Genomic DNA, 12,163 nt, shown 5'->3' with positions numbered 1-12,163 from the left:
GTCAGTCCTGCTTTCGGTTCGGCCAGCTCTTCACCCACGCGAGGAGGTCGGGATCGCTCAGCGAGGAGAGCGTTAAATCGGCCACGTCGATCGGTTGCCCCGTCGAGGGAATCCCGATGAGGGTCATACCCGCCGCTTTCGCCGCGCGCGCCCCAAGGGGGGAATCCTCGAAGGCGAGGCACCGCGAGGGCTCGCACCCGAGGGCTTTCGCGCCAGCCTCGTACATGTCCGGGGCGGGCTTGGGGCTTCCGACGGTACTCGAGCTTTGAAGGCTCTCAAAATACCCGAGGAGCCCAGCGGCCGTGAGTTTCTTCTCGAGAATCTCGTGCCACGAGTTCGAGGCGACCGCGATCGGCACCTTGGTCGCGGCAAGTTCGAGGAATTCGCGCGCGCCCGGCATGGTCGGCACATTGGCTCCGAGTCGCGACTGGAAGTCGTCGGTAACGATCTGCTCGACGCGAGCCGGTTCCTGGCCCGTCATGCCGCCGAGAATTTCGGCGGTCTGTTCAAGGGTCGTGCCCATGAGCGCGCCGAGATCCTCTTCGGTTGGCGTCACGCCCGCATCGTACAGAACCTTGAGCTGCGTCTCCGTCCATAGCGCCTCGGTGTCGAGGAGGAGGCCGTCGCAGTCGGTCACGATCGCGTCGGGAATCTCGTGGCGCACGAGACCGAGCGCGTTGTACACGGGCGAATAACCGCCGCGGCGGTCGGGCCACGTCGCTACCCATTCGCGCAGCCCCGGGTCGCCGATCGCAGCGATCTCAAGCTCGCCTTCGGGTCGCTGCCCGGGAATCGTAGGGGCGACGATGAGCCGGCATCCGGCGGCTGCGGCGGCCTGCGCGCCCGTTTCCGAATCCTCAATCGCGAGGGCTCGCTCGGGGGCGACGCCGAGCAGTTCGCACGCGCGCACGTAGATGTCGGGGGCGGGCTTGGGGTTTGCAACGTCGTCGAGGGAGACGACGTGATCGACATACGGCAGGAGACCCACGTCGGCAAGTTCGCTCAGGAGCGGGGCACGGTTGCTGTTGGATGCCACGGCAACGGGGATCCTCGAGCTCGCGGCCTTGAGCAGTTCCGCCGCGCCCGGAAGCACGGGGATGTCCTCGGCAAGCTTTGCAAAGTAGCTCCGCTTGAGGCTTTCGCCAACGTCTTCGGGCTTCTCCCCCGTGAGCTCCGCGATCGCGACGACGACGTCGATCACGTCGCGGCCCACCAGCCAACGGCGGCGCGCCTCTTCCATCGCGAGGGACCGGGCCTCGAGGTATTCGACCTGGGTTTCTTCCCACAGGCTTTGCGTGTTGAGAAGAACGCCATCGCAGTCAAAAACGATCGCTTCGGGTGTGAACGCACCGAAGGTTTCACGGAAGGGTGCGAGACCGGGCGAGAGAGGCTCTTGATAGTCGCTCATAGTGCCCCCACCATACGCAGCGGCCCTGAAAGGAGCCCGTTTCCATCACAGCTTTTGTGCACGCGAGCGCCCTAACATGTGGAACGTTAATCTTGCGTCGTCCTTGGAAGGCAAACCCCCGCCATGACTGCACTCACACGCGGATCCGTTCTCGTGATCGGAGCCGGCCCCTCGGGTCTCGCGGCCGCCGCCGCTCTCTCCTCCCTCGGGGTGGATTTCGACCTTGTGGATGCGCAAAACCACGTGGGTGGCGTGTGGAACATCGCTAACGAGGACGCCCCGACCTGGCCGAACATGAAGCTTGCCACCTCGAAGTCGCATACGCAGTTCGAGGACCTTCGCATGCCCGTCAGCTTCCCCTCGTTCCCCTCGACCGACGAATACGCGACTTACCTTCGGGCCTACGCCTCGCATCACGGCCTCACGGAACGGTTTGAACCCAACAAAGCGGTGCGCAGCGTTCGCTCGTTCGGCGAGGGCGAGTGGGAAGTAGATTTCTCCTCCGGCGAAGTACGCCCGTACACGGCCATCATCGCGGCGCACGGGGTCTCGCAGCGTCCCTTCCTGCCGCCGCTGTGGCACGAGGCTCGCGAATCTGGCGTTCGCACTATCCACTCGAAGAACTTCCTGGGCGGCGACGACACCGCTGAAAAGGACGTGCTCGTGATCGGTGGCGGCCAGGAGGCGGCCGATATCGCCGTCGAGCTCGCGAAGGCGAACCGTCGCGTGGCCCTTCACCCCACCGAAGCGCACTGGGTCGTTCCGCGCACATGGGGTCCGTTCGCGGGCGATTCCCTTGCCCGCCTCGAGCCGACCTTCCTCGGTCGAGCCTTCAACGATACGGTCGCCGAGAAGCTCATTGAGCGCGCGATCGGCCGCCCGGAGAACGTGGGGCTACCCAAGCCCGAGGTCTCGGTCATGGAGGACGAACCGATCGTGTCGGATTCGTTCCTCACGCTCGTCAACGACCGCCGTATCGAAATCCTTCAAGACTCGGCTCACCTGCCGTTCGAGCGCTTCGAGCTGATCGTGTTCGCGACCGGTTACGAGCCTGGAGCCGACTACCTCGATCCCGAATACACGAGCGATCTTTTCCTCGGTGCCTTCCCGCGTTCGCGCCGCGACCTCGCCGTCCTTGGCCAGGTGCGCGTGCTCGGCGGCGTCACGCCGATCCTCACGCAACAGGCGGACATCGCGGCATATGCCACGAAGGAATTCCTCGAGGAAATCGAGACCGGCACCACCTCCCCCGCTCTCGCACGCTTTGAAAAGCTCAAGTCTCGCGCCGACGCCGACGTGCGCCGCACCGCTCCCCACTCGAGCGAAAAGGGGCTTCGCGGCGCATTTTCAGGGGTTGCCTCGCGCGTGCGCACCGCCACCCGTTCGACGCGCATCGCGGAGCTTTCGCCGTGGGCCGAGCAGAACGCGCTCGACTCGCTGCCCGAGGATCAGCCGATTCGTCTCCCGCTCACCGACCGCGAACGTCTGCTGGCGCGCCTGTCGACCGCGCGCGCGATTTTCGAGAAGTAAGGGCTAAAGCGGCGAAAACCGCGGCGCCGTAGAGCACGATGATGACTCCGGCGATGCTCGCGCCGCAATGCTGGTCGCGGAGCGTATCGGCGAGCCACGTGCGGCCGGTCGCGCCAAACCAGCTCGGTGCGATCGCGTACGGCGTAAGTGCCATGACGGCGAGAACAAGGACAATCCCCGCGAGTCCGGTCCCGAAGGCCCACTTCTGCCCTGCGCGTACAAGTACGACGAGCAGGGCGCCGCACGCGATCATCGCGAGATCAAGCCCGAGGTTCGCCGGGTGGGATTCGAGAAGCCGCCGCATGAGCGCCGGGATGAGGTAGGCGCACGCGAGGGTGAGCGCTGGCACCAGCGAAAGGGCAAACGCGAGGGCCCGACGCTTGCTGAGCACACCCCGAATCTTCGCGAGCGCGGCATCGCCCACCCCCATTCCAAGAGCGCTTCCGGGCAGTATCGCAAGCGCAAGCGCGAGCGCGAGATGCGCGCTGAACAGCACGCGGGAATAGACCGCAAGCGCGCTGGAGGCGAGCAGCGGGTAGAGCACGAGCGCGAGGATGAACCAGCGGCGATCAGCCACGCTTACACCCCGAGCGATGCCGCGCATGAGAAGCCACGTGAGCGCGAGGATCGAGGCACCAATCGCGAAAATATCGGGCCTTATCTGCGCAAGCGCGGCAAGGCTGCGCGGATCGGGCGGGAGCGCATAGGTCGTGAGGATCCCCGCGGGGGTGGCGGGCGGCGGAATGTTTTGTGCGGGTGGTGGCGCGCTCGACATCGCCGCGGCCAACCCAATCGCCGCACCCATGAGGAGAATTTCAAAGAGCGCCAGTTCGCGGAAGCCGGAGCGGCCGAGCGTGGTGCGCCGGGCGAGGACGCGGCGCTGAGCATAACCGCACGCACCGAGCGCGAGGAGCAACAGCGCCTTGGCAAGGCCCAGCTGGCCGTATGGATGGGTGAAGAGTTCACTGATGGCGCTCAGGCGCGCGAGGATCGCGAGGAGTCCAGAGACCGCGAGGGCGATCCACGCGACGAGGGCGAGCGAGGAGAAGCGCCCGATCGTGCGGCGCATTGCAGGCTCGTCTCCCGGCTCAAGGGCGGGAAGAAACTGGAGCACGAGTAGCGGCCCCACCCAGGCCGAGAACGCCAAAAGGTGGAAGAACATGGAACTCGTCGCGCTCTCGTGGCTCACACTTCCCGCGGCGTGCCCCGTCATCCCCTTGGCGACTATCGCCCCGAGGGCCGTGAGCGTCGTTGCGCGCGCCGTGCGCGCGCTTGTCCCCGAGACCCCGACCGCGCTTGCGAGGGCCGCAGCGACGATCGCGGTCATGCTCCAGACTCCGAGGTCGCTCGCGGCAAACACGCCGATATCGGAGCCGAAATGTGCGGAAAAGAGCGGCTGTCCAGACGAGAGCGAGTACGCGAGAATGAACTGCACAACGAGCAGGAGCGTCCACACGATAGCGCTCGTGAACGCGATCGTCATGGCGCGCGCTCGTGCGCGCGCCGACCACGCACCACTGTCCGGCGACGCATCAAGCAGCCACCCCGCAAGAATCGACCCGCCGAGCGTGAGCGCACCCGCGGCTGCGGCAAGAGCTGCGCTTACGGGAAGCAGGGCCTCGGTCGCGCGGCCAGCGTTGACGAGGAGAATCTCTGCGTCGCCCGCCGCGTAGCGGGCACCGGCCAGCGCTAGAGCTGTGCCGCCCGCGAGGGCGACGAGAGCGATAATGAGCGCGGCGAGCACCGCGCGCGAGTGCGCACGGCTCACGCGGTCACCACGATGCCGAGCCAAAACGCCGCGAGTGCCGATCCGAGGCTGAGCGCGTAGTAGCCGAGGGCGGTCACCGTCGCACGCGACCGCACGAGCTTCACAACTTCGAGCATGAAGGTCGACATGGTCGAGAGTGCCCCGCAAAAGCCCGTGCCGAAGAGCGCCGCAAAGCTTGCGGACACGAAGTCGGTGCTGCCACCGAGCTGACGCAACACAATCGCGAGAAGAAATGAGGCGGCGACGTTCGCGACGAACGTCGGCCACGGGATGGGCGAAGGTTCCTGATCGGGACCCGAGGGGCGCGTGAGGGCCGGGATGAACGTGAGGCCGTACCGCACGACGGAGCCGACGGCGGCACCGAACGCGACGATCAACGCAGTCATCATGACTCCTCACCCCTTTCGATATGCTCGCGTGCACTCATCACGCCCACGCGAGCGCCGGCGAGCAGCCCACCCACGACCGCAAGCACACACACGAGGACGCTCGCGGTCACGTACTTGAAGGCCTCGAGAGGAAAGCCCGCTCCAATGATCGCGGCAATCTCCCCCGTGAAAGTACTCATCGTCGTGAACCCACCGCAAAAGCCCGTGCCGAGCACGAGCTGGAGCTGCGCGTATTTCGGAGGGTTCTCATCCCAGTAACCGGTGAGCGCCCCGAGGATCAAGCAGCCGAGGATGTTGGCAGCGAGTGTTCCCCACGGGAGATCAACGAGTGTGAGCGTCGTCGTCGTGGGGAGGATGACGGCGAGGGCGTAGCGCACAACCGCACCGATGGCGCCACCGAGTGCCACCCACCACAATCCCTTGCGGAAAGGAAGAGCTTTGGGCTGCACGCGCACGGTGCGAATCGCGGTCGTCTCAGTGCTCGTGACGGCCGAAAACTCGGCCGTGCGCATGAGCGGGTCTTCGCGGCGGAGGCGTTCGCGCCTTTCTTGGTCGTCCATCACCGCTCTAGCGTACGTCAGCCCCAAACGAGCCCGAGGCTCGGGTTTTCGAGAACCGCAGAGACGTCGCGAAGAAGCTCGGAGCCGAGCGCGCCATCGATCAGGCGATGGTCGAAGCTCAAGGCCAGCGAACAGACCTTGCGCGGGACGATTTCGCCATCGACGACCCACGGCTTGTCTTTGATCGCACCGAAGCCGAGGATGACGGATTCGCCGGGATTGAGAATCGGGGTGCCCGAATCAATGCCAAACACGCCGAAGTTCGTGATCGTAATCGTGCCGTTGCGCGTTGCCGAAAGCGGCGTCTGGCCCGCGCGTGCCGTCTGGGCGAGATCGTTGATGCTCACCGCTAGTTCGCGCAGCGTGAGCAGGTGCGCATCCTTGATGTTCGGCACGATGAGGCCGCGCGGGGTTGCCGCGGCGATACCGAGGTTGACGAAGTGCTTATAGACAATCTCCTGGTTGTCCTCGTCCCACGACGCGTTCACCTCGGGATTGCGGCGGATCGCCACGAGCAGTGCCTTTGCCAGCACGACGAGCGGGGAGATCTTGACGTCTTTCCACTCGCGGCTCTTCTTGAGCGTGTCGAGAAGCTCGAGGGTCTCGGTCATATCGACCTCGTTAAACACCGTGACGTGGGGGGCCGTGAACGCCGAGCTCACCATCGCCTCCGCGGTGCGCTTACGCACGCTGCGGATCGGGACGCGCGTCGTCTCCTCGTCGCTCGTCACGCCGGGGAACGGTTGGCTCTTCGGGGTCTTCATGTGGCCAGCGAGGTTGTCGGGCGCCTGCTTCTCCTCGCTCGGGAAGTAGCTGCCCGCCTGCTCGGGGGCGCCGTCGAGCGAGCGCTGGGACGCCGCGATCACGTCCTGGCGAGTCACAACTCCGCCGCGCCCCGTCGCGAGCACGTCGTGGAGGGCAACGCCAAGATCCTTCGCGAGCTTGCGAACGGGCGGCTTCGCGAGGATGCGATCGATCGGGACCTGCGGTTCCGCACCGCTCTGCGCGATCGCGCGCTTCTTGCGACGCGGTGTGGGCGTTTCGCGCGCGCCGTAGCCCACCAGGGTTTTCGGTTCGGTCTCCTCGGGCTTTTCGGAAGCGTCGGCCTTTTCGGGAGCGTCGGGTTCCGACGCCTGCCCAGCCTCCGGATCGGTCTCAATATCAAACATGGGCTCGCCCACGTTGAGCTCGTCGCCTTCCTTCACGTGCACCTTGGCGACGATGCCTGCGACGTGCGAGGGAAGCTCGACGGCGCTCTTGGCTGTTTCGACCGTCACGACCGGGTCGTTGATCTCGATCCGGTCTCCCTCCTTGACCTTGATCTCGATGATCTCAGCCTCGGTGAGGCCCTCGCCGGGGTCGGTGAGGCAAATCTGGATGATGCTGCTCATGAGGGAACCTTTCGGGGTGAATCAGTGCTCGGTGAATCAGTAGTCGAGGCAACGGTCAACGGCGTCGAGCACGCGCTCGAGGTCGGGGAGGTAGGCGTGCTCCATGCGTGCCGGCGGGTACGGCGTGTGGTAACCGCCCACGCGCATCACTGGCGCCTCCAGGCTATAGAAGCAGCGTTCGGTCATGCGCGCCGCAATTTCGCCGCCGAGGCCGCCAAACACGGGCGCCTCGTGCACGATGACGAGCCGGCCCGTCTTCGTCACGGAGCGCTGAATGCAGTCGAAATCGATCGGGTTGAGGCTTCGCAGATCGATCACTTCGAGTGACAGGCCGTCCTCTTCTGCCGCCTGGGCAGCCTCGAGAGCCACGGGAACCGTCGGACCCCACGACACGAGCGTAAGATCCGCACCCTCGCGCACGACATTCGCCTCGTAGTGCTTGAGCGCGGGGCGGTTATCGGTGTCGACCTCGCCCTTGACCCAATAGCGCCGCTTGGGCTCGAACATGATGACGGGATCGTCGGATTCGATCGCCTGACGCGTCAGCCAGTAGGCGTCATTCGCGTTCGACGGGGTAAGGATTCGCAGGCCAGCGGTGTGAGCGAAGAGTGCCTCGGGGCTCTCCGAATGGTGTTCAACCGCGCCGATGCCGCCTCCGTAGGGAATGCGGACAACGACGGGCATGCGCACGCGCCCCTCGGTGCGGTAGTGAGTCTTCGCAAGCTGAGTCGTGATCTGGTTGTAGGCGGGAAAGACGAAACCGTCAAACTGGATCTCGCAAATTGGCCGGTACCCGCGATAGGCGAGCCCCACGGCAGTGCCGACGATTCCGGCCTCCCCGAGCGGCGTGTCGACGACACGCAGTGCACCGAATTCGTCGAGCAGCCCCTGCGTCACGCGGAACACGCCGCCGAGGCGAGCAACGTCCTCGCCCATGAGCATGACCTTGTCGTCCGCGCGCATCGCGTCGCGGATCCCCAGGTTGATCGCTCGGGCGATCGGAAGCTTTTCGACGCTCACTTGCCCTCGCCCTCCTCTTCGAACTGTTCGATATAGCGGATGTACTCGGCGCGCTCTTCTGCCACGAGAGGATGCTCGTCAACGTACACGTGATCGAAAATCTGGACCGGATCCGGATCCTCGAGCGCGTGGATGTGGTGATGAAGGCTCATCGACAGATCGTGCCCCTCTTCCTCGCAGCGCGACACGAATGCGTCGTCGAGCTGGTCCTCGCGCCGCAAGTACGCCTCGAACCGCGCGATCGGATCGAGCGCAGCCCACTGCTTCTCCTCGTCTTCGCCGCGGTAGATGCGCGGCTCATCGCTCGTCGTGTGCGCGTTCATACGGTAGGTGAGAGCTTCGATGAAGTGTGGCCCCTGCCCTCCACGCGCGGCATCGAGCGCAAGGCGGCTCACGGCGTAGCTCGCGAGCACGTCGTTGCCATCCACGCGAACCGAGGGAATGCCCCAGCCGCGGCTGCGCTGCGCGAGCGGTACGCGCGTTTGTACGCTCGTTGCGGTTGAGATCGCCCACTGGTTGTTTTGCGTGAGAAACACGATCGGCGCCTCGAAGCTCGCGGCCCACGTGAAAGCCTCGGACACCTCGCCCTCGGAGCTCGCGCCATCGCCGAAGAGCGCGAGAACCGCGGTGTCGACCTCCGGGTCGCCCGTGCCGCATGCGCCGTCACGTGTAATACCCATGGCATAGCCAACAGCCTGGGGGGCTTGAGCGCCGAGCACGATCATGTACGGGTGGGTCATGAGCTCGCGCGGGTCCCAGCCGCAATGGTTGATTCCGCGCCATACCTCGAGAAGCTTCCACGGCTCGATCCCGCGTGCCCACGCGACGCCGTGTTCGCGATAGGTCGGGACGAGGTAGTCGTGCGCACGGGCCGCGTGCCCAGCACCGATTTGCGCGGCCTCCTGGCCCACGGCGCTCGCCCACAGGCCGAGCTGCCCCTGGCGCTGGAGGGAGGTTGCCTCGTGGTCAGCGGCGCGAACGATCACCATGTCACGGTAAAAACCGCGCAGGTCGTCGAAGTCGAGGTGCGCGAGCGCGGCATCGAGCTCATCGTGTGGCGTGCGCGTGCCATCGGGCGAAAGAAGCTGGAGCGTCGGTTCACTCGAGGCGGGGGTCGGTATCGCTGTCTGGAAAACACTCACGGTCCCAAGCCTAACCTACGGTGGCGTAGGTTTCAGCCTGTCTGGTCCCCCACTCCTTCACGACATCGATTAGGCGCGAGTTCGCGGCTTCCTCCGCAATTGTGATCCGGCAACCGTCGGACCCATAGCCACGCACCACGAGGCCGCGCTCAAGCGCAAACTCCACGAACTCGCCCGTGCGCTGTCCAAGCGGGAGGTACACGAAGTTGCCGTGCGAAGGCACGTACGCGCAGCCACGCTCGAGGCCCGCGAGCGCACTCTCGACTCGCGCGCGCTCCGCACGGATCCACGAGACTCGCCGCTCGAGTTCGCTGCACGCGGGCTCCTCGAGTGCCGCACACGCCGCTACCTGCGCGAGGCTCGAGGCGCCGAATGGAATCGCGACCTTATTCAGCGCACCCGCGAGCCGCGGGTGGGCGATCGCGTAGCCGAGCCTGAGTCCCGCGATGCCGTGAACCTTCGAAAACGTGCGCACGCGCACGAGGTTTGCGAAGCGCTCGAAAAGGCTCGCCGAGTCCGCGCGCACGTCAGGATCCGCGAACTCGATGTAGGCCTCATCGAGCGCGACCGTGACGGTATCGGGTACGGACTCGAGAAACGCCTCGAGCTCGGCAGTTCCGAGCACCGTTCCCGTCGGATTATTCGGCGAGCACAACAGGATCAGGCGCGTGCGCGAGGTGACGCACGAGGCCATCGCCTCAAGATCGTGCTCGTAGCGCGCGTTGAGAGGGACCGGGACGGCTTTCGCGCCATGAGATTGGACGAGGATCGGGTAGGCCTCGAAGCTACGCCACGGGAAGACCACCTCATCCCCCTGGTCGGCGAGCGCTCGCACGAGGTCGCCGAGGACGGCCGAGGCACCCGTTGAGACGTGGATCTGGGCCGGCACGACACCGTGGAGGGCAGCGAGGGCCTCGCGAAGCCGGGTCGCGGACATATCGGGATAGCGGTTGAGACCGGCGAGCTCCCTCTCGAGCGCCTCGCGGATCTGCGCGAGAGGCGCGAAAGGCGATTCGTTTGAGCTCACCTTAAAGGCGTCCGCCGGCGCCGGTTTGCCCGGAACGTACGAGGGAATTGACTCGAGGGTTGCGCGCACGTGAGTGTTTTCGGCCATGCACGAATGGTACGTGCCGGGGGCACTCACGCGCGGTCCGTGCCAAAATGGCAGCATGCGCCTTAGTGACATTGACCCCGCCCTCCCGCTCACCCCACTCGATGGACGCTACCGCGCCCAGGTCGCCCCGCTCGTGGACCACCTCAGCGAAGCAGCCCTCAACCGGACCCGCATCGTCGTTGAGACCGAATGGATGATCCACCTCCTCGACCAGGGTGCGATTCCCGGCCTTCGCGCGCTCACGGACGACGAGCGCGCGCTCCTTCGCCGAATTCCCGAGGACTTCGGCGCCGAGGGCATCGCCGAGCACGCCGAGATCGAACGTGAAACCGTGCACGACGTCAAGGCCGTCGAGTACTACATCAAACGCCGCCTCGCGGGCACGAGCCTCGAGCCCCTCGCCGAAATCGTGCACATTTACTGCACGAGCGAAGACATCAACAACCTCTCCTACGCCCTCATGGTCAAGGGCGCCCTTCACGACGTGTGGCTGCCCGCGCTCACGGACCTGACGGCCGACATCGCACAGCTTGCACGCGAATGCGCCGACATCCCCATGCTGAGCCGCACCCACGGCCAAGCGGCGACCCCCACGACCCTCGGCAAGGAACTCGCCGTGTTTGCCTACCGCCTCGAGCGCCAGATCGCGCGTCTGAGGGGCGACGAGATCCTCGGAAAGATCAACGGTGCGACCGGCACGTGGGCCGCCCACGTCATCTCCGTACCCGACACCGACTGGCCCGCGATCGCGAAGAGCTTCGTGGAGCACCTCGGCCTCACGTGGAACCCGCTCACGACCCAAATCGAGAGCCACGACTGGCAAGCAGAGATCTATTCTGATGTCGCGCGTGCGGGCCGGATCCTGCACAACCTCGCGACCGACATGTGGACTTACATCTCGCTCGGCTACTTCCGCCAGCGCCTGAGCGCCCAGGGCGGCACGGGAAGCTCCACCATGCCGCACAAGGTGAACCCGATCCGTTTCGAAAACGCCGAAGCCAATCTCGAGATCTCGGGGGCGCTCTTCGACGTCCTCGCCCAGACCCTCGTGACCTCGCGCCTTCAGCGCGACCTCACTGATTCGACAACGCAGCGCAACATCGCGCCCGCCTTCGGGCACTCGCTCCTTGCGATCTCTAACCTCAAGCGCGGGCTCGCCGGCCTCGATACCGACGCCGAGCAGATGGCACGCGATCTTGACGCCAACTGGGAGGTCCTCGGGGAAGCCGTCCAATCCGTCATGCGTACCCTCGGCATTCAGGGGGTCGAGGGTATGGATTCACCGTATGAACGCCTCAAGGAACTCACGCGCGGCAAGCGCGTCGACGGCGACGCGATGCGAGAGTTCATCACGTCGCTCGGCCTGCCCGAGAAGGAGCGCGAGCGACTCCTCGCTCTTACCCCCGCGACCTACGTGGGGCTCGCCTCCTCGCTTGTCGACTACCTCGAGGGCTGATCTGCGCATGAACGACTGCTGCTCGACCCCGCACGGGACCACGCCTGGCTATCACGCCGACAAGGACGCCTACGTACGCCGCCTGAGGCGCATCGAGGGGCAGGTGCGGGGACTCCAGCGCATGCTTGAGGACGACACGTACTGCATCGACGTCCTCACGCAAGTCAGTGCCGTCAAGCGCGCCCTTGAGTCGGTTTCGCTCGAGCTCGTCGAGGACCACGTACGCCACTGCGTGCGCGATGCGGCCGCCGACGGCTCCCCCGCCGTCATCGACGCCAAACTCACCGAGGTGCTCACGGCCGTCAAACGCCTGATGTAAAGGGTCCGACGGTTGCCGGTAACCGTCGGACCCAAAATTCCGGCCCACCGGATTCCGCGCGCCCTA

General features: G+C 65.6%; 11 protein-coding genes. 3 read left to right on the top strand and 8 right to left on the bottom strand.

The window, feature by feature from the left end:
• Position 1: 1 nt before the first annotated feature.
• On the bottom strand, positions 2–1,408 hold the full coding sequence (locus tag E6X30_RS06645) for an HAD family phosphatase (protein ID WP_016663238.1): 1,407 nt from the start codon (positions 1,406–1,408) through the stop codon (positions 2–4).
• Between the two features lie 123 nt (positions 1,409–1,531).
• On the opposite strand from E6X30_RS06645, the gene E6X30_RS06640 reads away from it, so the two are divergent.
• A complete protein-coding gene (locus E6X30_RS06640) occupies positions 1,532–2,938 on the top strand; it encodes an NAD(P)-binding domain-containing protein (protein ID WP_016663239.1) in 1,407 nt (468 codons plus the stop codon).
• Here the strand turns inward: E6X30_RS06640 and E6X30_RS06635 are convergent.
• The 7 genes from E6X30_RS06635 to E6X30_RS06605 are packed head-to-tail and all read right to left on the bottom strand — an operon-like array spanning position 2,877 to position 10,322.
• Positions 2,877–4,706, bottom strand: a complete 1,830-nt coding sequence (locus E6X30_RS06635; RefSeq protein WP_101687007.1) for a CopD family protein — start codon at positions 4,704–4,706, stop codon at positions 2,877–2,879. The genes E6X30_RS06640 and E6X30_RS06635 overlap by 62 nt on opposite strands.
• A complete protein-coding gene (locus E6X30_RS06630) occupies positions 4,703–5,095 on the bottom strand; it encodes a CrcB family protein (RefSeq protein ID WP_316335930.1) in 393 nt (130 codons plus the stop codon). Before E6X30_RS06630 ends, E6X30_RS06635 begins: the two co-directional genes overlap by 4 nt.
• Complete coding sequence (gene crcB / locus E6X30_RS06625; RefSeq protein ID WP_316335993.1) at positions 5,092–5,655, bottom strand: fluoride efflux transporter CrcB; 564 nt, start codon at positions 5,653–5,655, stop codon at positions 5,092–5,094. Before crcB ends, E6X30_RS06630 begins: the two co-directional genes overlap by 4 nt.
• Positions 5,656–5,672: 17 nt before the next feature.
• Positions 5,673–7,046 (bottom strand): dihydrolipoamide acetyltransferase family protein, encoded by a 1,374-nt coding sequence (locus E6X30_RS06620; protein WP_316335929.1) that lies wholly within the window; start codon positions 7,044–7,046, stop codon positions 5,673–5,675.
• Positions 7,047–7,082: 36 nt separating this feature from the next.
• Positions 7,083–8,066, bottom strand: coding sequence for an alpha-ketoacid dehydrogenase subunit beta (locus tag E6X30_RS06615; protein ID WP_034370768.1), 984 nt, complete (start codon positions 8,064–8,066; stop codon positions 7,083–7,085).
• Positions 8,063–9,208: a thiamine pyrophosphate-dependent enzyme gene (locus tag E6X30_RS06610; RefSeq protein ID WP_070459133.1), complete on the bottom strand. Its 1,146-nt coding sequence runs from the start codon at positions 9,206–9,208 to the stop codon at positions 8,063–8,065. Before E6X30_RS06610 ends, E6X30_RS06615 begins: the two co-directional genes overlap by 4 nt.
• 10 nt (positions 9,209–9,218) lie before the next feature.
• On the bottom strand, positions 9,219–10,322 hold the full coding sequence (locus E6X30_RS06605; protein ID WP_316335928.1) for a histidinol-phosphate transaminase: 1,104 nt from the start codon (positions 10,320–10,322) through the stop codon (positions 9,219–9,221).
• 55 nt (positions 10,323–10,377) lie between these two features.
• Here E6X30_RS06605 and purB point away from each other — a divergent pair, with 55 nt between their 5' ends.
• The gene (purB, locus tag E6X30_RS06600) at positions 10,378–11,778 is read left to right on the top strand and encodes an adenylosuccinate lyase (protein ID WP_016663247.1); all 1,401 of its coding nucleotides are present in this window, start codon (positions 10,378–10,380) and stop codon (positions 11,776–11,778) included.
• The gene (locus E6X30_RS06595; RefSeq protein WP_246816547.1) at positions 11,756–12,097 is read left to right on the top strand and encodes a metal-sensitive transcriptional regulator; all 342 of its coding nucleotides are present in this window, start codon (positions 11,756–11,758) and stop codon (positions 12,095–12,097) included. The genes purB and E6X30_RS06595 overlap by 23 nt, the downstream gene beginning before the upstream one ends.
• Positions 12,098–12,163: the final 66 nt, after the last annotated feature.

This window comes from Dermabacter sp. (assembly GCF_032550575.1).
Lineage (GTDB): Bacteria > Actinomycetota > Actinomycetes > Actinomycetales > Dermabacteraceae > Dermabacter > Dermabacter hominis.
This window is presented reverse-complemented; position numbering and strand designations above follow the sequence as displayed.